We start from the raw sequence: 21,271 nt of genomic DNA, 5'->3' as shown, positions 1-21,271 counted from the left end.
CGTAATTACGTTATAATATAAATATAAGTTAGCTAAACAACAATAAATACAAGCTAACAAAAAAATAATTTCAAAGGAGTTTTAAAATGTTAATACAAAAAGAAAAATTACAAGTAGGAGAAATTTTATCAAGTTGTTGGGGATATGAGCAAACAAATTGCGATTTTTATCAAATTGTGAAAATGACTGATAAAAGTATTTGGATTCAGGAAATATGAGTGGAAAGAACCCCTTATAATTATATGAGTTATGAAGTAAAACCAGTAAAAGATAATTTTAAAGAAGATTCGAAAATAATTAGAAAAACAATTAAAGATTATATAAAATTGAATGATTTTCAGTATTTAGACCATTATAATGAAGGTGAAGTATTAATAGAAAGTAAATATTATGGGTCTACAAAATATAGGACTGATGAAGAGGAATAAGAGTTTTGAACTCATATTCCTCTTTTTTTAAAAAAGAGGAGAAAAAGAGAAATTAGGATGGTTAAGTCCTAAGCAATATAGAATTAAACATATGACTGTATAAATATAAAAAGATAGCGTAGCAGTCATTACAACTACTACGCTATCCTAAGTCTAACTTTTTGGGGTCAGATCAGTGTAGGGGTTATTTTTTGTTTTTAAAATAAACATTTTGAGGTATTTCTGTTATTTAGGAAATTTTAAAAAAAGGGATTTACCTTGCACCTTATATAATGTACAATATAAATATAAGGAGGTGAGAAAGTGAGTAAGAGAAAAAAAAAGAAGATCTTAATCAAGAAATTCTAGTTAAAATTTCGATAGTCTTAGCGATTGCTCAAATAGTCAAGACGTTAGTAGAATTACTTGATAAAATCTTCTAAATTATCATAAGGGAAAGGAGCTTAATAACAGCTCCAAGTACCCCTATTACTCACATTATAGCATGGGTAAAGAAAAAATACAAATGTTAATATTGCTATTAGGAATTGCAGCAACTATAATTTCAATAATTTTAATATTTACTTAGGAGGATTTATGATAGAAAAAGTAATAGAGGATATAGAAAAATTATTTAATCTGAAAATAACTGATTATAGAATATCAAAAGATACTGGAATTGCGTTAAGTGTTATTCAAAATTATAGAAGTGGAAAATATTCTATTGAAAATATGACTTTGAAAGTTGCTAAAAAACTTCACGTATATTATTTGGGAAAAAATAGAAAATAAAAAGAGAATAAAAAATGTAAAAATTAGAAAATAAAAAGTTATATTATGCGAATGGTAATAAAAAGTAAAAATTTGTAATGTAGAATTTGATGAAGAAGATTAGAAAAACAATTAAAGAATATATAAAATTGAATGATTTTCAGTATTTAAATCATTATAATGAAGGTGAAGTATTAATAGAAAGTAAATATTATTAAGAGAGAGTGTAAAAACTCTCTTTTTTAATTAAAACAATTTTTTAAAATATATTTTTCTAAATTTTTTATTTAAAAACTAAAAAACTAAGGTAAAGAAAATATAAAAAGTATATAATGTGTTAAAATAAAAGAGAAAGCCCAACCCAGTTTTTTCCGGAGCTAGAGCAAAAACAGGAAAAGAGAAAATAAAATTACGGTTTTATGCCGTAAAATAGCAAAGCGATAGAAGGGAAATTTTTTGTTTTTCCGTCTGCTATCGAAAAGCGAAAAGAAGGCATAAAAAAATAAAAGTCAAGGAAGAGTAAGGAAGATTTTTTAAAAATTTTAGAAACGAAGTGAATAAAAATTTTAAAAAATACTCTTACCCTTCCCTTTACTTTTATTTAGTTAATAAGAAAAGAGGAAGTATGCCGATAAATATATTAGAACTTTTAAACTTCAAAGAAAAAAGATTAAAATTATATCACTCTGAAAAAGTTAAAGAGGATAATAAGCAAGTAAATTATATATATGGGAATATAAGTTATGTTCCAAAAAGATGTCCTAAATGTAAAGAAATAAAGTTATTAAAAAATGGGACAGATACGGTAAAATTACAAATACTTAATATATGTGGAATAAAATCCTATTTAATTTTAGAAAAACAAAGAATACTTTGTACAAAATGTAATTATTGTTTTAGTGTAAGGTTTAAAGATTGTAAAAAGCATTGTAGGAAAGTAAGAGTAGTATCAAATATAGTAGATTATCAATTAGCAAGGACAAAAAATTCATTAAATGATATAGCTAATAGTAATGAAATATCAACGTCTTATGTACAAAAACAAATATCGAGATATAAGAAAAATATAAAAGTTAGAAAGGATACATTACCAAAAGTTTTAGGAATAGATGAAATAAACGGAGTTAAAACATATCAAGGGAAATATAATTGTTTAATCTATGATATAGAAAAAAGAAAAGTAAAAGATTTTTTAATAACACGTAGAAAGCAATATTTAGATAATTATTTTTCAAATTATACAGAAGAAGCAAAAGAGCAAGTAAAATATTTTGTAACGGATATGTGGGATACTTATATATCATCAGGTAAGAAGCATTTTAAAAACGCTAAAATAATAATAGATAGATTTCATATAATAAAATTAGCGATAGAAACATTAAATAAGATAAGAATAGAAGTTATGAATAAATATAAAGTAACTGATTTTAATTATAGAGTTCTCTATAGATTTAGAAATTTGATAAAATTAAAATCAGAAAAAATAACAACTAATTATAGAAAATACAGAGGATATAACTTTTATTCAGATTATGATGTAATAAAATACATATTATCATTATCAGAAGAATTAGAAGAAGCATATTATTTAATGCAGGCAGTAGTTGAAATATTTGATAAAAAAAATGAAAAGAAATTAGATGAAATATTTCAAAATACTAATATAAGCCATTGGAAAATAAAATCAACAATAAAAACATATATAAAATATCAAGAATATATAATAAATTCAATAAAATATCCATATTCAAATGGAGTAGTGGAAGCTGCAAATAGAAATATAAAAAGATTAAAAAACAATGCTTGTGGGTATAGAAATTTTCAAAATTTCAGAACAAGAATATTTATGATATTTAATTATTTATCAGAAGAAAAAGTAAAAAATAGTAAAAAAGTACCTAAAACTATAAGGGCAGGATAAAACATAGAAGATAAAAAAGAATAAATAAAGTCAACCTATATAAGAGTAGAAATAGTCAATAAAAGTCAAAAATTTCTATTTGGTAGGTTTATTTGTCGTTAAAAAATTTAAAAATATGGTAAAAAACAAAGAAATAACTCATAAAAAAGATTGAATTAAGTTAGTAATATCAATCTTTTTATGAGTTAAATATTTTTTTATGAATTTTTTTATCAACATCTATTGACAAAGAACCATTAAATTATGATTTTTGAGTTGCTCCTTTTTTATTTTCTATAGAAAATATATAAAATTTAGATAAATAGCAATATAAGACATAAAAGCTAATATTTATAAAGAAATAATTATTTTAAATAATAATATAAATAGAAAACATAATAATTCGTGAAAAACTGATAAAAATCTAATAAGTAAAATATTAAAATAAAAAAATAAAACTAAAACCGTTCATTAGAAGTATATAATTAAAAAAATACAAAAAAAACAGAACTTTATTACTTTATTAACTTGACAATTACTCATAAAAGATATATTATAAATAATGTGCTAAATGCATTAATAAAAACTAAGGAGCATTTCTAATATGTTAGAACGTCTTTTTAAATTACAAGAGAATAATACGAATGTTAAAACGGAGATTGTTTCAGGATTAATCACGTTTTTCTCAATGAGTTATATTTTAGTAGTCAATCCCGCTGTATTATCAGCAGCAGGAATTCCATTAGATAGAGTATTTACCGCAACTATATTAGCGGTGTTGGTTGGTACTCTTATAATGGCGTTTGGAGCAAATTATCCGATTGTTGTAGCACCGGGTATGGGGATAAATTCATACTTTGCGACTTTGGCTGCAACGTCAGGCTATAATTACAAAACACTTCTTGCTACATGTTTTATGGGAGCGGTAATTTTTGTTATATTATCAGCAACAAAATTTAGGGAGAGTTTAATTGATTCTATACCTAATAATTTAAAATATGGTATTTCAGCTGCAATCGGTCTATTTATAGCTTTTTTGGGACTGAAAAATTCTTCATTAATAGTCGCTAATGAACATACTATTTTATCACTTGGTGACTTAAAAAATCCTGTTGCTTACATGACGATTTTAGGTATTTTTATTATTTTAGTTTTACTTGCGTTAGAAGTAAAAGGAGCTATTTTTATTGGTATGGCTGTTATTGCAATTATTAGCTATTTTACCGGTTTATTAAAAGTAGATAAGATATTTGGAATACCACATATGGATTTAAGTTTACTTTATAACCCAATTACTGAAAGTGTAAATGCCTTACAATTAGGCTTATATGGAGTAGTTTTTACATTTTTGATGGTAACTTTATTTGATACGACAGGAACTATGGTTGCAGTAACGACTCAAGCCGGACTAATTAAAAATGGTAAAATGGAGCGTGTGAAAGAAGCATTACTTGCTGATTCAATAGCATCACTTACAGCATCTTTATTCGGAAGTACACCAACATCTGCATATATTGAATCTTCATCAGGTGTTGCCAATGGGGGGCGTACCGGACTTACATCTCTATCAACAAGTTTCTTTATTGTAATATCATTGTTCTTCTTCCCGTTAGCCAGTAGTTTAGCATCGGTACCGGCAATAACTTCACCGGCATTAATTATTATAGGATCATTTATGATGGAAAGTATTGCTAAAATAGAATGGAGCGATATTACAGAAGCATTTCCGGCATTTGTAACAATTATTGGTATTCCATTAACAGGTTCAATTAACGATGGTATTGCATTTGGGTTTATATTTTATGTAGCATTAAAACTTTCAAAAAGACAATGGAAAGATATTCATCCGTTAATGTATATATTCGCAATGTTGTTTGTTATTCAACTATTGTGGTTACATATATAAGGATATAAGAAAAATTTCGTCTTACACAAACAAATGTAAGACGATTTTTAAATTTTATTAGATAAGTTTCGATAATTACCAATGTAATATTATTTTAATACATAAAATTATAAAAAATATAGATTTTAACGAAATATAAAAGAAAAACTGAGCAGAAAATTCCTGTTCAGTTTTTTTGCGGTTTTGAATTAAGAGTTACATTAATTTCTCAATTTCATCAAGTAAAAACATTTTAATGTTTAACATCTCAGTAAATTTTTTTAATTCTTGTAGTTTTTTTATATCAATATTATTTGTTGTTTTAAAAGCACGTATAAGCTGATTTTTTGGTGTATTTTCTTCAGAGATAAACTCGACAATATCAGATTTATAACCGAATATTTCTAATGCTTCACTACGGATAGAATCGGTAAGAAGCGTAGAAAATTTTTCTTTTATAATACCATGTTTCAGCATAAGTGGTATAAAATCGGTTGTTAGTTGAGAATTAATTTCTTTTTGACAACATGGTACGGCAAGAAATATCTTAGCTTGCCATGTAAGTGCTTTAATAATAGCTATATCAGTCGCCGTGTTGCAGGCATGAAGACTGATGACCATGTCAATATTTTCCTCATTTTCATAGTCAATAACATCTCCATAAACAAAAGAAAGGTTATTAAAATTTAATTTTTGAGCAATTTGATTACAGAGATTAATTGCCTCTTTCTTTAAATCAATACCGATTAATTTTACATTAAGATTTAACTTTTCTGTTAAATAATAATAGGTAGAAAATGTCAAATAACTTTTTCCGCTACCAAAATCAAGAATTGTTATTTGATTTTTGTTGTCTAATTGATCAACGCTATGTTTAATAAATTCTAAATATTTATTTATTTGTTTAAATTTATTAAATTTACTTTTTTTAATTCTACCGTCGAGATTTTGAATACCGAGTTCAACTAGAAATGGGTAAGTAGTTTTTTCATCAAGAAAATATTCTTTCTTGTTATTGTGGTTAAACGTTATCTCCTTTTTAGTTGTTTTGGTACGTTTAATACTTATTTTAAATTTTTTAGAAATTTTTATATTTATTATTTCGTCACCGGAAATAACATTAATATCTTTAGCCAGTGAGAATAATTCTTCTAATATTTTGTTTAAGTCAATCTTATTGGCAATATCTATATTTTTGTGTTTTATAACTCGTTTGTAGCGATATTCAAATTGAATATAAATGTCATTTTTTATTTCAACAAGTTTGGCAATAACTTTATCCAGTTCAAGATCTTTATTGCGGATATTAGAAAAAGTGATCTTTACAATATTATGATTTGTTATTTGATTGAGTAAGTTGTTAATTAATTCATTACACATGAGAACTCCTTTAAGAATAATTAAAAATCTAGTTGGACGATTAAAATACTTTATCGAAATTTTCTTCCTTACTATCTTACAATAGTTTTAATCACAGTGCAATATATTTAGTGTATTGAGTTGAGTATTGTTTACATGCATGGTATAATTTAGTAGTTAGAAAATTTTAAAAAAGGTATATACACGATGAATATATTAGATATTATAGACAATATAAAAATAAAAACAATTTACGGTACTTTACCTGAAAATGTAAACACCGTTTCACAAGATTCACGAAATATTGGAGAAGGTGATGTGTTTATTGCGATTAAGGGATATACGGTAGACGGACACAACTATATAGAGAAGGTAATTAAACAAGGGGCAAGTTTAGTTATTGCCAGTCGTTATGAAGATTATCCGACTGATACTTGTGCTGTTATTGTTGTTAAAGAAACGGAAATAGAAAAAATAGCAAGTATAATAGCAAATCGTTTAAATGTTGGTGAAAAGGTTCATACGGTGGCGGTAACAGGAACTAACGGGAAGACAAGTATTTCAACACTTATTCATAATATGTTACGCCTATTTGGAGAAACCAGTGCATATCTTGGGACAAACGGTTTTTGCAAAAATGATGAAACACCGATATATTTAGGTAACACAACACCAGATGTTGTAACGCTCCATAATAAAATTGGTGAAGTAAGAAAACAGCATATTAAAAACTTTGCATTTGAGGCATCATCACATGCAATGGTATTGGGTAGAATATATAATGTAGATATTGATATTGCGATTTTTACTAATTTAACACACGAACATCTTGATTTTCATGGCGATATGCAAACCTATGCCTATGATAAATCACTTTTGTTCTCAACACTGGGAAATAATTTGAATGAAGCAAAATTTGGTGTTTTAAATAAAGATGATGACTATTATAATATAATGGCTAAGTGCTTATATCATCAAGAAATTACATATTCATTAAAAGATAAAACCGCTGATTTTTTTGCATATAATATTACACAATATAAAGAAAATGGTGTATATAAAACCGGATTTACTTTAAAATCTCCTGAAGGGGAGTTTAAATGTGTTATGAATTATATCGGAGATTTTATGGTGAGTAATGTACTTGCTTCAATGATTGCAGTATGGTTAAAAGGTAAACGTGTAGAAAATATAGTAGAGATTTTACCGAAATTAAGTCCACTTTATGGAAGAATGGAAATATTAGGTGATAATTTACCAATAGACATAATAAGTGATTTCGCTCATACACCGGATGGATATAAAAAATTGTTAGAAGCAACACGAGATATAAGACGTGGAAAAAGAACGCTACTTGTTACAGGAATGGGAGGTGGACGTGATATTTCTAAAGGTCCGTTAATTGGTGAAATTATTTCAGAAGCGGATTATGTGGTTATTACTACGGACAGCCCACGTGATGAAGATGTAGAAGTTTTAATGTCATCTATTGAAAAGGGAATGACGCATAAAAATTATGAGAAAATTTGGTTCAGAACGGATGCGGTAAAAAGAGTTATCGAATTAGCTAATCCCGGAGATGTAGTTATTCTAGCATCAAAAGGAAGAGAAGATTATGAAATTCTTAAAGGCGGTAAAAAAGTCTGGCACTCTGACCCGATTGTAGCGCTTGAAGAAGCAGAGAAAAAGTTTAACGATAGGGTAGTAAAGAAAGGATAATAAAGTGATAGAACAGATAAAAGAACAAGTAGAAAAAAGAAGAACCTTTGCGATTATCTCTCACCCTGATGCAGGGAAGACGACTTTAACTGAAAAATTATTGCTGTTTGGTGGAGCAATAAGAGAAGCTGGAACGGTAAAGGGGAAAAAAACAGGAAAATTTGCCAAAAGTGATTGGATGGATATTGAAAAACAAAGAGGTATTTCAGTTACATCGTCAGTAATGCAATTTGATTATGATAATAAAATTATTAATATTCTTGATACACCGGGGCATGAAGATTTCTCGGAAGACACATATAGAACATTAATGGCGGTAGATAGTGCGGTTATGGTTATTGACGGAGCAAAAGGTATTGAAGCACAAACGTTAAAACTGTTTAAAGTATGTCGAATGCGTGGGATCCCAATCTTTACCTTTATTAATAAACTTGACAGAGAAATTAAAGAACCACTGGAATTATTAGAAGAAATTGAAGAGAAATTGGGAATTGAAACATATCCGATGAATTTACCGGTTGGTATGGGGCAAAATTTTTTCGGTATCATGGATAGAAAAAATCATTATATAGAACCGTTTAGTGAAAATAGCGAGTTTGTTGAATTAGATAAGGAGTATAATATTATTGATAATAACCCATTATCTCAAGATACAATGTACCAAAAATGTGTAGAAAACATGATTTTAATTACAGAAGCCGGAGTTGACTATGACTATGATAAACAACTAAAAGGTGAACAAACTCCTGTTTTCTTCGGTTCTGCATTATCATCATTCGGAGTAGAGAGTTTTTTAAACTATTATGTTGATAATGCTCCAACACCAAAAGGTCGAAAAGATGTAGTCGGAAATGATGTTAATCCGATTGATTCGGATTTCTCAGGATTTATTTTTAAAATTCAAGCTAACATGGACCCTAAACATCGTGATAGGATAGCATTTTTGCGTGTGTGTTCAGGAGAATTTAATCGTGGTATGGATGTAATATTGACGAGAACCGGGAAAAAATTGAAAATATCACGCTCTACAAACTTTATGGCTGATGACAAAGAAACCGTCGACGTAGCCTATGCGGGAGATATTATAGGTTTATATGATAGTGGCAATTACCAAATTGGTGATACATTGTACCAAAATAAAAAAGTAGAATTTGAGGCTTTACCGTCGTTTACATCGGAAATTTTTGTTAAAGTTTCGGCTAAAAATGTGCTTAAACAAAAACATTTTCATAAGGGTGTGGAACAACTTGTTCAAGAAGGAGCAATTCAATATTATAAAACATTACATACTAACCAAATTATTTTAGGAGCAGTAGGGCAACTACAGTTTGAAGTATTTGAACATCGTATGAAAAACGAATATAATACAGAAGTTATAATGGAACGTATTGGACAGAAGACAACACGCTGGATAGAGAATGAAGATTTAGTAAATGAAAATATGTCAAGCTCACGTAGTATTTTAGTAAAAGACTTACAAGATAATTATGTGTTCTTGTTTGAAAATGATTTTGCTATGAATTGGTTTAATGATAAATATCCGGAAATAAAATTGTATAGTAAATTATAAAAAAGAAAATATATTTTTGGTTAAAGAAAATTATTACTGTTTTCTATATAAAATATTTTTAATAAAGATGATTATATAGATAGTGTTTTTTCTGCGACTAATATTATAAAAATCTTTTCAAGAAATATTATGTTTTTAAAAGAGGATACTATGAAAAATTTAATTAATAAATGTTTGGAATTATATAAAGAGCCACGATATAAAAGTGTTGTCAATTATATTTTCTTTGGTGTTTGTACAACACTTGTAAATGTTGTAACCTATTTTATTTTATATTATTACGGTATGGCGGTTCGACCTGCTAATTTAATATCAATAACTTTATCTATATTATTTGCTTATTTTGTTAATGCTAAATATGTTTTTAATTCAAAGGCTATCGGTTTTAGAAAAATTTTTTATGAACTTACTAAATTTTTTACAGCAAGATTATCAACATTAGTTATTGAAGTATTTGGAGTGGAGTTATTTATATATATTGGAATGAATGCCTATATATCGAAATTTATAATTCAATTTGTTGTTTTAGCAGCTAATTATGTAATAAGTAAGTTTTTGGTGTTTACAAAGGAGAAAAAATAGAAATATGAAATGGTTTATAACAGATATGGACGGCACGTTTCTAAATGATAAAAAAGAAATTGCTCCGAATGCAAAAGAAATTATGAATAAATTACAGGCTAAAGATATAAAATTTATTATAGCAACAGGTAGGCCGGATATTGCTGTAAAACATTATTATCATAATTTGGGGATGAATGATGTTGTTATTTCAAATAACGGTAGTTTAATTCGTAATCTTAAAACAGGGGAAATAGTATATAAGAAAAACTTTGAAATAGAGGAAATTGAAGCTATATATTCTATGTATAGGGAGTTAAATGACAGCAGTATAGAGTTTCATATATATACACTGAATTATATTTACTGTGATAGATTATCATTTAGTATGAAAAGAATGAAACGACTTGAAGAAAATATGCCGGAAGAGTTAAAAACTCCCATGTATGTTCATAATGATATTATTGGAGAAATTAAAAAAAATAATGAGAGTTGTCAAAAGGTGATGATGATTTCAAAAGACCATAAGAAAGTAGAACATTTTTTTGGGAAGGTAAAAGAAGTTTTTCCGGTTGACGGTACATTTTCAGCGACAGATTTCTTTGATATTATGCCTAAAAATTGTAACAAAGGGGCTGCTATAGAAAAGTTAGCTGAATACTACGGTTATACAACTGATGATTGTGTGGTGTTCGGCGATAACTTCAACGATAAAGAAATGTTCGATGTTGCGGGGTGGAGCGTTTGTCCAAATAATGCAACCACTGCAATTTGCGAGATGTGTGACGAAGTTATTGGGAATAATAATGATTTTTCGGTTATAAAATATATTGAAAAATATGTAGATGCGATAGAATAATACTTGCGAACTTACTAAAAATTTGATACATTAATAGGTAGCGTGTATTTATTTACAAGTTAAATAATTAATAAAAAATTGACTGCTAAAAATTAATTCACTTTTGCTAATTGTAATTGTGTTGTGGTACTACTGGAAAGTAATCACTATATAAAAAATTATTACAACAGTCAAAATTTGAAAATAAAGGAGAACGTTCATGAGAGGAAGAAAGAACGTGAAGAAAAAATCTAGTAGAATACTTGCTTTTTTGTCATTAGTAGTAATTATTCTGACAACAATAGGATTAACTTCAAAATCTAATGCAAAAAAAGTAAACTTAGGACTAGATCTTCAAGGTGGTTTTGAGGTTCTTTATCAAGTAGAACCCTTAAAAGAAGGTCAGACTATAGATGAAGCTGCTGTTAAAGCAACAGCCGATACTATCAGTCGTCGTATAAATATATTAGGAGTTAGCGAACCGGTAATTACAGTAGAATCAGGAAATAGAATTCGTGTTGAGCTAGCCGGAGTAAAAGATCAGGAATCAGCACGTAGAGTATTATCTACGCAAGCCAATTTGACAATTCGTGATGTAGATGACAAAGTGTTGTTAGACGGTTCGGATTTAGTTGAGGGTGGAGCCTCGCAGGGATATGACCAAAGTTCTAAACCGGATGTAAATTTAAAATTAAAAGATGCAGAAAAATTCGGTAATATTACTTCTGAAATCAGTAAACGTGGTACCGGGAAAAACCTAATGGTTATTTGGATGGATTTTGGCGAAGGAGATTCGTTTAAAGCAGAGTCATCAAAATCGAAGCCTAAATATATTTCGGCACCGCAAGTAACACAAACTATTAATTCAAAAGATGTTCAAATTACCGGTAATTTTTCAGTAAAAGAAGCAAAAGAATTAGCGGCATTACTTAATTCAGGTGCTTTACCGGTGAAACTTACAGAAATTTATTCGAATTCTGTTGGTGCACAATTCGGTAGTGATGCTTTATATCAAACGGTTTTAGCCGGAGCAATCTCATTGGCGATTATTTGCTTATTTATGTTAATCGTATACCGTGTACCGGGCTTTGTTGCAAGTGTAATGATGCTTGCTTATGTTTATATTACAGTAATATTCTTTAATATGATCTCCGGAGTGCTGACTTTACCGGGTATTGCGGCATTAATACTTGGGGTAGGTATGGCGGTTGATGCCAATATTATTATGTACGAACGTATTAAGGAAGAATTAAGAGCGGGATATCCACTTAAAAAGGCTTATTTAGACGGTGCTAAGCAGTCATTATGGACAATCTTCGACTCGCAATTTACAACAGTAATTGCGGCTATTGTATTATTTATTTTCGGTACAAGTAGTGTTAAAGGATTTGCTACGATGTTATTACTTTCTATTTTAGTCAGTTTTATAACATCAGTATTTGGCACAAGAATGTTATTAAGTTTGTTGGTAAATTCAAATATCTTTAATAATAAAACGGGATATTTCGGTGTAAATAAAAAAGATATTCAGGAAACTAAATTTGGTATTACCTCATTACAATTACATACTAAATTTGAGAAGGTGAATTTTACAAAACATATGAAAAAATTCTTTGCATTAAGTCTTGCGATTATGATTGCAGGAAGTATATCATTGGGTCTTTTCAAACTAAACTTAGGTATTGACTTCTCAAGTGGGACAAGAATAGATGTAGCCTCAAATACGGAATTGACAACGGAAAAAATCAAGGAAGATCTAAGTAACTTGAAAATATCTGAAGAAAAAATAGTATTATCACCTGATAAAAAACAGGCTACAGTTCACTCTAAAGATAGTTTTGAACAAGATAAATCAATAGAAATAAAAGAATATTTTTCTAAAAAATATGAAAAAGATGCAAATTTAAGTGTTGTATCGCCGGTGATAGGAAAAGAACTTGTGAAAAATGCCCTTTATGCTTTAATCTATGCTTCAATCGGTATTATAATTTATGTAGCCTTTAGATTTGAGTGGCGTATGGGGGTTACAAGTGTTATTGCTTTACTTCACGATGTTGCAGTAATTATTTTCATGACAAGTATTCTTCGCTTAGAAGTTGATATTACATTTATTGCAGCTGTTCTGACGATTGTCGGATATTCTATTAATGATACAATCGTTACTTTTGATAGAATAAGAGAGCATATGCGTCATGAAAAAGTATTAAAATCAAAAGAACAAATTTATAAAATTGTTGACGTTTCACTTCGACAAACATTAACTCGTTCTATTAATACTGTCTTAACAGTTGTAATTACGGTAATAGTTATGATATTAGTAGGAAGCAGTTCAATTTTAACCTTTAATGTAGCATTGTTAATTGGATTATTATTCGGTCTTTACTCTTCACTGTTCATCGCCGCACAACTTTGGGCAATTCTTAAAGTAAAAGAATTAAATAAAAAAGGAAAAATAGAAATAAAAGTTCGTAATTCTCCAAAAGAAAGACGAGAAAACGATAAAGTTTTACTATAATAAAAAATCTCGAGTTTTAGGCTCGAGATTTTTATATTTTATAAGAAATTCAAAAAATTAATTTCTATATGATTATGATTTTTTTCCTTACTATAGCTTTCTTAAAATGTAGAATTAGAATAGCAGTTTATCAGCACCGCCCCATTTATAATCAAGGGCTGCCATTGCAAGGACATTAATATAATGCCATGGTCTGTCAAATTCCGGTTGGAAGAAAATATCGGCAAGTGCCAGCTCTTCTAAAGTCCAGTTTGATGAAATTGCGATTGAAATTGCGGCAATACCATCGGTAATATCATGTTTGGACATTAGTTGTGCACCAAGGATACGATGGGTATCATTATCATAGTAAATTTTCATGTGAATTAAATTATTTTCTTTACGCATAAAATCAGGATAAAGTTTTTCTTTAACGTATTTGCTAGCTATATTACCATTATAAAGATTAATTCCTTTACTAGAAAGTCCGGTGCTAACAAAATTGTAATCAAAGAATGATAGTGCCGATGTTCCATTTACAGCCGGCATTTTAACTTTTTTTCCTAAAGCATTAAGAGCAGCAACAACACCTTGACGGCGTGCAAGAGTAGCTAAAGCTATCGGTAGTTTACCACCGGTAGGTGAGTAAGGTAATAGTGTAGAATCACCACCGGCAAAAACATCTTTAGCAGAAGTTTCTAAATATTCGTCAGTAACAACAAAACCACGTTCTGTTAATTCAAGTTCTCCGCCTAGCCAAGAAGCATCAGGGCGAACTCCAACAGAAATGATAACAGTATCAGCAGGGTATTCTCCTTTATCTGTTACGACAGAACGAACTTTTCCGTTTTCTCCTTTAAATGATAGAACTTTTTCTTCATCTCGAATTGTTAGATTATGTTTTTCTCCTTCTGCTGTTAAAATATCTGTTAATTCTTTGTCTAAATAAGTATTTAGAATGCGAGGGGCGAAATCAACAATAGTAACTTCTATACCGGCTTTAGCATAAGATTCCGCTACTTCCAGACCGATATAACCACCACCGACAACAACGGCTTTTTTGCTGTTTTTCATACAATCAGCTACTGCTTGAGTATCTTCAGGTCCACGAAAAGTATGAATATTTTTTAGTTCAATACCTTCAAATTGCGGTTTAACAGCTACTCCACCGGGGCTTAGCAACAATTTGTCATAATGATGAGTTTCTTTACCATCAGGTGTAATTACCGTAATAGTTTTTTCTTTTGTATTTAATCCTATAACATCAGTGTTGCAGTGAATATTAATTCCTTGTGAACGATAAGATTCCTCAGTGGCAAAATGTAGTTCAGATAATGTTTTAGATGTCCCATCTAAATATGACTGACTACCTCAACCCATAAACGATGCTGAATCTCCTCGTTCGTATAAATGTATTTCTGCTTGTGTTTCATTTTTTAAAATAGTTTGAACAGCTTCGTAACCGAAGTGTGATGTTCCAACGACTATATATTTCATATTAATACCTCCTATAAATAATAAAAATATTATATATTTTCAAAATATATAATTTATCATACATTATATCATAAAACTACTTTAATATAGAAATAAAATTACTTGAAATAATTAATAATAAATACCGATAAAAATATATTTTTAAAGAATATATATTTATAAATTATATTTTTGAATATACAATATAAAAGAAAATATTATTATTAATTAACTTTCGTTTAAAAAATTTATAAATAATTAAAAAGTGTTTCATTTGAATAACAAATTTTAAATTTTATTAAAATTAAAGAAATATATTGTAGAATATTTAAGAAAATAGTTTGATTTGTAAAAATTTTATTTATTTTTGCTATTTAAAAAATATATAAATCATGATAAAATAACTATATAACATTAGATGTGAAAGGAATTAAACTATGGCGATATTTATGTCTATTATAGTGTTTATTGTTTCTTTTGTTTTATTATTGGGAACTTATATTTTATTGGTTGCTAATAACAAAATTAAAAAAAGAAGAATGGACAAAGTGTTAAGGTTAGTGGCGGCATATAGTTTGGCTGCAGCCTTAGTTTATTTTTATCAATATTTATACTTATAGTATTTTATAATTAAATAATAAAGTTTGGATGTGGAAAATTTGAAAAAAGACTCCTTGTTTAAAGGAACAGCTTTGTTAAGTATTAGTTTACTTTTAACTAAAATTTTAGGTGCGGTGTACTTAATACCGTTTTACCAAATAATTGGCGGCGAAGAACAAATGGCTTTATTTAATTATGGATACAGCTATTATGTAACAATATTAGAAATTTCTTCAGCCGGTACCCCGTTAGCTATCGCAAAGTTGGTGGCTAAATATAATGCACTAGGTGCGTATGATGTTAGTAAAAGAATAGTAAAATTAGGTTCTATTTTATTAATAACTATGGGAGTTATCGGTTTTTCTGTTCTGTTTTTCGGTTCAGATTATATTTCAGAACAAATATTAATTAGCAGTCAACAAAAATTTACTCCGGCAGATGGTGCATTGGTTTTAAAAAGTTTAAGCTTTGCTATTCCGATTGTTCTTGTATCAGCAGGGGTTCGTGGTTTGTTTCAAGGGCATGAAATTATGTTACCGTCAGCGATTAGTCAATTTATTGAACAGGTTATGAGAATTGTATTTATGCTTGTTGCTACATATATTGTTATAAAAGTTTTAAATCAAGGTATTGTAATCGGCAATGTAACTGCGACATTTTCGGCAACAATTGGAGCAATATTTTCAGTTTTAACATTAGTATATTTTTACAAAAAATATAGCGGTGGATTGGAATATAATACAAAGACTAATTTAGTGGAGCTAAATATTTCAACAAAAGATTTAGTAAAAGAATTTTTCTCTGTATCAATTCCGTTTATTTTTATTGTTGGTTTGTTTCCAATCTTAAATATAATAGATCAGCATAATTTTATACGTGGTATGACAATTTTAGGAAAAGCAGATATAGTTGATGGAAGATTTTCAGCTTTGCAATTAGTAAATAAAGTTGTTATGATAGCTGTTGCTATAGCACCGGCTTTTTCCAGTACCTTTTTACCCTCAATAACCAGACTATATGCAAAAGGTGAAAAAGAGGGTGTTAGTAATCAGATCAATAAAGTAATTTTATCACTTATGATGATTGTTTTACCGGCATTAGTTGGGATGTATATATTAGCTGACCCATTGTATGCCACCTTTTATAGTAGAAGTATAATTAATGCGGAACTTTTAAGATTTTATTTACCGTTGGCGGTTTTATTTTCATTGTATAGTTTAACAAGTGTTATTATGCAGGCGGTTAATAGACAAGTTATAAATTTAGTAACAATAGCAGTCGGCTTTGCAGTGAAATATTTTACAATAACACCTTTTGTAATTAGGTTTGAGACAAACGGAGTTATTCTTTCGTCAATTTCAACATATGTTGTAATGATACTGATGAATGTAGTGGTGATAAACTTAGAGGTCAGACTTAAAGCAAAAGAATTTGTTGGGAAATTTTTAATTCTTATTTGCAGCTGTTTTATAATGTTTATAGTAGTTGCTGCCGTTTATTCGGCTATTATACAAAATTTTACTTTGGAATCAAAACTGTCAAGTATGATACTTATGGTAATTTGTGCCGTAATAGGGGCAAGTACATATTTTTATTGTGTAACTAAAATGAAATTCGTTAAATATTTATTTGGAAAAAATATTTCACTTAAATCATTAAGGAGAATTAGATAGTGAGGTTTGATAAATTTATCAGTGTTACTACTGGTTTAAGCAGAGCAGTTGCGAAAAAAGAAATTAAAAAAGGAATTTTAGTAAATAACGAAATTATTAAGTCAGTAGACTTTAAAATTAATGAAAATCATGATATAGTAATATTTAATGGTAAACGATTACTTTATCAAAAATATATTTATATTATGATGAATAAACCAAAAGATGTGATTTCGGCTACAGAAGACAGAGATAGTAAAACGGTAGTTGATTTATTAAATGATAATGATAAAATATATAATCCTCACCCTGTAGGGAGGCTGGACAAAGATACCGTAGGGTTGATGTTTTTAACAAATGATGGCGAACTTACACATAAGCTAATATCACCTAAAAAGGATATTAAGAAAAAATATTATCTTGAGGTAGATGGATTTTTAGAAGAAAATGCAGTGGAAATTGCAAAAAAAGGTATTATTCTTGAAGATGGATATAGATGTAAGAGTGCAGTGTTGAAAGTATTGAGTTCTAATCAAGAAAGAAGTACAGCTTACATTAGTATTACTGAAGGAAAATTTCATCAGGTAAAAAGAATGATGAAGTCTTTAGGTGTAGATGTAACTTATTTAAAACGCATATCAATAGGAACCTTAATTTTAGATGAAGATTTAAAATTAGGAGAATATAGATACTTAACGGATAAGGAAATAAAAAATTTAAAAAAATAATTATGGAGGGATATGTTATGAATATCAATTTTATAGAAGAGGTACAAAAACATAAGGAGGAATTACTAAAGGATTTATTTGATTTATTAAGCGTTAGATCAGTTTTAGGAACAGATGTAACGGATGAGACTCCTTTTGGAAGTGGACCGAGAAAGGCGTTAGATAAGATTTTATCTTTTGGAGAACGTGACGGTTACAAAACCAAATTGGTTGAAAATAAAGCCGGTCACATTGAAGCAGGTAATGGGGAAGAATTGTTCGGTATTTTAGGACATGTTGACGTAGTGCCGGTGGTAGAAGAAGATTGGATCAGCCATCCTTTTAAACCGGAAATTAGAGAAGGTAAATTATTTGCACGTGGTGCTTTAGATGATAAAGGCCCTACTATGGCAGCTTACTATGCTATCAAATTATTGGATAAACTGGGGGTTAAATGGAACAAACGTGTTCGTCTAATTATTGGTAGTGACGAAGAAACAGGTTTCAGATGTGTTAAATCGTATTTTGAACATGAGGAGCAACCTGCTACCGGATTTACTCCGGATGCAATGTATCCACTGGTTTATGCTGAGAAAGCACGTGCAACATTTGATTATAAATTAAACTTTAAAGATGAAGAGAACGCTTATGATTATAAGTTGTTAAACTTTGAAGGCGGTCAAGTTCCAAATATGGTAGTTGCCAGTGCTAAAGCCGTATTAGAAGGTGATGCTCGTGATATAAAAGAAAAATTTGAAAAATTTTTGGCAGATGAAAAATTAGATGGAACTGTAAGTGTAAAAGAAAATATAGAATTAGAACTTAAAGGTAAAGCCGCTCATGGTTCAACGCCACAATTAGGTATTAACGGTGCAACTAAATTGGCAGAGTTTCTAAATATGTTAAATTTAGATGTAAATGGCAAAAATTTCGTAGGTTTTATTACAGAAAAATTAGCCAATGATCCGTTTGGGGAACGTTTAGGTTTGAAATACGAAGATGATGAAATGGGAGCGGCAACTTATAATTATGGTATTGTAAAATATAATGCTGCCGAAAAAGTAGGTTTTGCTTCTACGGACAGCAGATATCCTAAAAACTTTAATTTAGTTGATAAATTAAATAATTTAAAAATAGATAATATAACTCTTGAAATAACAAGCACAAAAGAGGCACATTATGTATCTAAAGATGATGAATTAGTGACAACATTGGTTGATGTATATAGAAAGTATACCGGTGATAAAGAAAATGATGCCTTTGTTTTAGGTGGCGGTACATATGCACGTTGTCTTAAAAAAGGTGTTGCATTTGGTGCGTTATTACCCGGAAGACAAGATACAATGCACCAAGCAAATGAGTTTATCTTGGTAGATGATTTATTGCTTTCAACTGCTATTTATGCTGAAGGAATATACAGACTTTGTTGTGAATAATTTTTTCTATTAAAATATTTATAGTAAAAAATATTTATAGTTATAAAAATAAGTAAATTTTATGTTCTCAAAGATATTTTTTATTAATTGCATAATTTGTAATTAAAATATCTTTGAGAATTTTAATTTTTTACACAAAATATTACCTTGAAAAATTCTATTAAAGATTGTAAAATAAATAGTGCGTTATAGTTAGTAAAAAAATTTAGAAAGGAGCAGTATGATGTCTAAAGAATATTATCAAATGGGTTGGACTTTAGATGAGCATTACGAAGACGATTATTTTTTTTCAAGAGACAACCATAATTATTTTATAAAGAAAAATACTACTCCGATGATAGCTACCCTTTCGGCAGAAGGGATAGTTCCTAAATTAAGGTGGACTAAAAGAATTAGTAATGGTGACGTGCTGATAGCACAAGATTTTGAAAATGGTCGAACATTAAAACGTTCTGATATGACCGATAAACGTATTCCGAAAATTTTAAAAAAGGTTCATACTTCTATTAAACTAAGAAAAATTATGCAGGCACAAGGTTATAAAAAAGAAACTGCACTTAGTTCGTTGAGTAATTTGAAATCTTTAATCAATAGTGAACTTAGAAAAAACAACAATATCACAAATGCACTTAATTATTTGGAAAATAATATTCCGGATGATAATGTTCGATATGCTCCATGCCATACCGATTTAAATAAAGATAATTGGTTATTATCGGATAATGGAAAATTATTTTTAGTTGATTGGGAACATTCGATATTGGGTGATCCTGCGATAGATATTTCTTATATATTATATAAGTATATTCCACAAGATAATTGGAATGAGTGGCTTGATATTTATGGAGAAAAGCCGACTTTAAAGTATAGAAATAGATTAAAGTGGTATATAACTTTTCAATCGCTTATTATGATTGTTTGGTATCATGAAAAAAGACAATTAGCTGAAATGAATTCGTGGTTAGTCTTTTTAGATAGTATTTTTAATAAATTTATTTAGCATTAATTTGGAAAAACAGAATTAATGCTTTTATTTTTTTTATAATCATTGTACAATAGTAGTTAGTTATTTGTGGATATACCTAAAATTATTCAAAGTAAAATTAAAAATAGTGGTGAATAAAATGGAAATAAAAAAGTATAAATTGTATCTTATTGATTTAGATGGTACTATTTACAACGGAAGTAAGAAAATTAAGTATGCTAAAGAATTTGTTTCTTATCTCAATAAAAATAATATTGACTATTTGTTTTTAACAAATAACTCCACGAAAGGACCTAAAGATGTTGTTAAAAAATTAGAAAAGTTTGATGTAGAAACAACAGAAGAACACATTTTTACTTCAAGTGAGGCTACTAGGAAATATTTGAGACAAAAAGGTTATAAAATGATATACATTATTGGAGAAAAGGGTCTTATAGATACCTTATGTGATTTTGAACAAGTTAGTTCTAAAAATAAGATTGAAGCCGTGGTAGTCGGTCTTGATAGAAAATTGACTTATGAGAAATTATCCATTGCCTGTCAGGCAATTCTTAATGGAGCTGAATTAATCGGAACAAATCCGGATACGTTACTTCCAACAGCCGATGGCTTTATTCCAAGTAACGGTGGTCAGGTAAAATTTTTAGAGTATGCTACAGGTACGGTAGCTACAATAATAGGAAAACCCAGTAAAATAATTATGGATAGTGCTATGAGTTTATTTAATTATAAAAAAAGTGATATAGCCATGATTGGTGATAATTATTCTACTGATATTATGTCCGGTATTAATAGCGGTGTAGATACGATACATGTTCAAACCGGTGTTACAAGTTTAAAAGAATTAAAAGAAAAAGAAATTCAACCAACATATACGATAAAAAATTTATCAAAATTAATAGATTAGATGT

The 21,271-nt window shown here is 28.8% G+C and carries 18 protein-coding genes; 16 read left to right on the top strand and 2 right to left on the bottom strand.

Going from position 1 to position 21,271, the window contains the following annotated elements; all coding sequences use genetic code 11:
* Positions 1 to 86 precede the first annotated feature (86 nt).
* From BQ7358_RS09225 to BQ7358_RS08300, 5 genes are all read left to right on the top strand, one after another.
* Positions 87 to 218 (top strand): hypothetical protein, encoded by a 132-nt coding sequence (locus BQ7358_RS09225; protein WP_256386956.1) that lies wholly within the window; start codon positions 87 to 89, stop codon positions 216 to 218.
* Complete coding sequence (locus BQ7358_RS08315; protein ID WP_062173167.1) at positions 219 to 428, top strand: hypothetical protein; 210 nt, start codon at positions 219 to 221, stop codon at positions 426 to 428.
* A 576-nt stretch (positions 429 to 1,004) separates the two neighbouring features.
* A complete protein-coding gene (locus tag BQ7358_RS08310; protein WP_062173168.1) occupies positions 1,005 to 1,199 on the top strand; it encodes a hypothetical protein in 195 nt (64 codons plus the stop codon).
* Positions 1,200 to 1,803: 604 nt separating this feature from the next.
* A complete protein-coding gene (locus BQ7358_RS08305) occupies positions 1,804 to 3,099 on the top strand; it encodes an ISL3 family transposase (protein ID WP_062173169.1) in 1,296 nt (431 codons plus the stop codon).
* Between the two features lie 583 nt (positions 3,100 to 3,682).
* Positions 3,683 to 4,984 (top strand): NCS2 family permease, encoded by a 1,302-nt coding sequence (locus tag BQ7358_RS08300; protein WP_062173170.1) that lies wholly within the window; start codon positions 3,683 to 3,685, stop codon positions 4,982 to 4,984.
* A 195-nt stretch (positions 4,985 to 5,179) separates the two neighbouring features.
* On the opposite strand, the gene BQ7358_RS08295 is transcribed toward BQ7358_RS08300, so the two are convergent.
* Positions 5,180 to 6,343, bottom strand: a complete 1,164-nt coding sequence (locus BQ7358_RS08295; RefSeq protein WP_072520494.1) for a class I SAM-dependent methyltransferase — start codon at positions 6,341 to 6,343, stop codon at positions 5,180 to 5,182.
* A 186-nt stretch (positions 6,344 to 6,529) separates the two neighbouring features.
* Between BQ7358_RS08295 and BQ7358_RS08290 the strand changes: the two genes are divergently transcribed.
* The 5 genes from BQ7358_RS08290 (at position 6,530) to secD (ending at position 13,525) form a co-directional block, all read left to right on the top strand.
* The gene (locus BQ7358_RS08290; protein ID WP_062173172.1) at positions 6,530 to 8,041 is read left to right on the top strand and encodes a UDP-N-acetylmuramoyl-L-alanyl-D-glutamate--2,6-diaminopimelate ligase; all 1,512 of its coding nucleotides are present in this window, start codon (positions 6,530 to 6,532) and stop codon (positions 8,039 to 8,041) included.
* Positions 8,042 to 8,045: 4 nt separating this feature from the next.
* Positions 8,046 to 9,611 carry a peptide chain release factor 3 gene (locus BQ7358_RS08285; protein ID WP_072520493.1) on the top strand — a complete coding sequence of 522 codons (1,566 nt, stop codon included), beginning with the start codon at positions 8,046 to 8,048 and terminating at the stop codon, positions 9,609 to 9,611.
* 150 nt (positions 9,612 to 9,761) lie between these two features.
* Positions 9,762 to 10,193 carry a GtrA family protein gene (locus tag BQ7358_RS08280; protein ID WP_062173174.1) on the top strand — a complete coding sequence of 144 codons (432 nt, stop codon included), beginning with the start codon at positions 9,762 to 9,764 and terminating at the stop codon, positions 10,191 to 10,193.
* A 4-nt stretch (positions 10,194 to 10,197) separates the two neighbouring features.
* Positions 10,198 to 11,031: a Cof-type HAD-IIB family hydrolase gene (locus BQ7358_RS08275; protein WP_072520492.1), complete on the top strand. Its 834-nt coding sequence runs from the start codon at positions 10,198 to 10,200 to the stop codon at positions 11,029 to 11,031.
* 199 nt (positions 11,032 to 11,230) lie between these two features.
* Complete coding sequence (secD, locus tag BQ7358_RS08270) at positions 11,231 to 13,525, top strand: protein translocase subunit SecD (RefSeq protein ID WP_062173178.1); 2,295 nt, start codon at positions 11,231 to 11,233, stop codon at positions 13,523 to 13,525.
* Positions 13,526 to 13,639: 114 nt separating this feature from the next.
* Here secD and BQ7358_RS08265 read toward each other — a convergent pair whose 3' ends face one another.
* Positions 13,640 to 15,001 (bottom strand): NAD(P)/FAD-dependent oxidoreductase, encoded by a 1,362-nt coding sequence (locus tag BQ7358_RS08265; protein ID WP_200773564.1) that lies wholly within the window; start codon positions 14,999 to 15,001, stop codon positions 13,640 to 13,642.
* 416 nt (positions 15,002 to 15,417) lie between these two features.
* Between BQ7358_RS08265 and BQ7358_RS08255 the strand changes: the two genes are divergently transcribed.
* From BQ7358_RS08255 to BQ7358_RS08230, 6 genes are all read left to right on the top strand, one after another.
* Complete coding sequence (locus tag BQ7358_RS08255) at positions 15,418 to 15,600, top strand: hypothetical protein (RefSeq protein ID WP_062173179.1); 183 nt, start codon at positions 15,418 to 15,420, stop codon at positions 15,598 to 15,600.
* 30 nt (positions 15,601 to 15,630) lie between these two features.
* Positions 15,631 to 17,253 carry a putative polysaccharide biosynthesis protein gene (locus BQ7358_RS08250; protein WP_231723808.1) on the top strand — a complete coding sequence of 541 codons (1,623 nt, stop codon included), beginning with the start codon at positions 15,631 to 15,633 and terminating at the stop codon, positions 17,251 to 17,253.
* The gene (locus tag BQ7358_RS08245) at positions 17,253 to 17,960 is read left to right on the top strand and encodes a pseudouridine synthase (RefSeq protein WP_072520490.1); all 708 of its coding nucleotides are present in this window, start codon (positions 17,253 to 17,255) and stop codon (positions 17,958 to 17,960) included. Before BQ7358_RS08250 ends, BQ7358_RS08245 begins: the two co-directional genes overlap by 1 nt.
* 17 nt (positions 17,961 to 17,977) lie before the next feature.
* Positions 17,978 to 19,375 carry a dipeptidase PepV gene (pepV, locus tag BQ7358_RS08240; RefSeq protein ID WP_062173182.1) on the top strand — a complete coding sequence of 466 codons (1,398 nt, stop codon included), beginning with the start codon at positions 17,978 to 17,980 and terminating at the stop codon, positions 19,373 to 19,375.
* A 223-nt stretch (positions 19,376 to 19,598) separates the two neighbouring features.
* On the top strand, positions 19,599 to 20,375 hold the full coding sequence (locus BQ7358_RS08235; protein ID WP_062173183.1) for a phosphotransferase family protein: 777 nt from the start codon (positions 19,599 to 19,601) through the stop codon (positions 20,373 to 20,375).
* Positions 20,376 to 20,499: 124 nt separating this feature from the next.
* Positions 20,500 to 21,267: a TIGR01457 family HAD-type hydrolase gene (locus tag BQ7358_RS08230; protein ID WP_062173184.1), complete on the top strand. Its 768-nt coding sequence runs from the start codon at positions 20,500 to 20,502 to the stop codon at positions 21,265 to 21,267.
* Positions 21,268 to 21,271: the final 4 nt, after the last annotated feature.

Origin of the sequence: Gemella massiliensis, assembly GCF_900120125.1 — a bacterium.
In the GTDB taxonomy this organism is placed as follows: domain Bacteria; phylum Bacillota; class Bacilli; order Staphylococcales; family Gemellaceae; genus Gemella; species Gemella massiliensis.
This window is presented reverse-complemented; position numbering and strand designations above follow the sequence as displayed.

Excerpts from the sequence above, each read along its gene's own strand:
- BQ7358_RS08280 (WP_062173174.1), top strand. The coding sequence starts at position 9,762 with ATGAAAAATTTAATTAATAAATGTTTGGAATTATATAAAGAGCCACGA.
- BQ7358_RS08230 (WP_062173184.1), top strand. The coding sequence starts at position 20,500 with ATGGAAATAAAAAAGTATAAATTGTATCTTATTGATTTAGATGGTACT.
- BQ7358_RS08295 (WP_072520494.1), bottom strand. The coding sequence starts at position 6,343 with ATGTGTAATGAATTAATTAACAACTTACTCAATCAAATAACAAATCAT.
- BQ7358_RS08235 (WP_062173183.1), top strand. The coding sequence starts at position 19,599 with ATGTCTAAAGAATATTATCAAATGGGTTGGACTTTAGATGAGCATTAC.
- pepV (WP_062173182.1), top strand. The coding sequence starts at position 17,978 with ATGAATATCAATTTTATAGAAGAGGTACAAAAACATAAGGAGGAATTA.
- BQ7358_RS08255 (WP_062173179.1), top strand. The coding sequence starts at position 15,418 with ATGGCGATATTTATGTCTATTATAGTGTTTATTGTTTCTTTTGTTTTA.
- BQ7358_RS08275 (WP_072520492.1), top strand. The coding sequence starts at position 10,198 with ATGAAATGGTTTATAACAGATATGGACGGCACGTTTCTAAATGATAAA.
- BQ7358_RS08290 (WP_062173172.1), top strand. The coding sequence starts at position 6,530 with ATGAATATATTAGATATTATAGACAATATAAAAATAAAAACAATTTAC.
- BQ7358_RS08305 (WP_062173169.1), top strand. The coding sequence starts at position 1,804 with ATGCCGATAAATATATTAGAACTTTTAAACTTCAAAGAAAAAAGATTA.
- secD (WP_062173178.1), top strand. The coding sequence starts at position 11,231 with ATGAGAGGAAGAAAGAACGTGAAGAAAAAATCTAGTAGAATACTTGCT.
- BQ7358_RS08300 (WP_062173170.1), top strand. The coding sequence starts at position 3,683 with ATGTTAGAACGTCTTTTTAAATTACAAGAGAATAATACGAATGTTAAA.
- BQ7358_RS09225 (WP_256386956.1), top strand. The coding sequence starts at position 87 with ATGTTAATACAAAAAGAAAAATTACAAGTAGGAGAAATTTTATCAAGT.
- BQ7358_RS08310 (WP_062173168.1), top strand. The coding sequence starts at position 1,005 with ATGATAGAAAAAGTAATAGAGGATATAGAAAAATTATTTAATCTGAAA.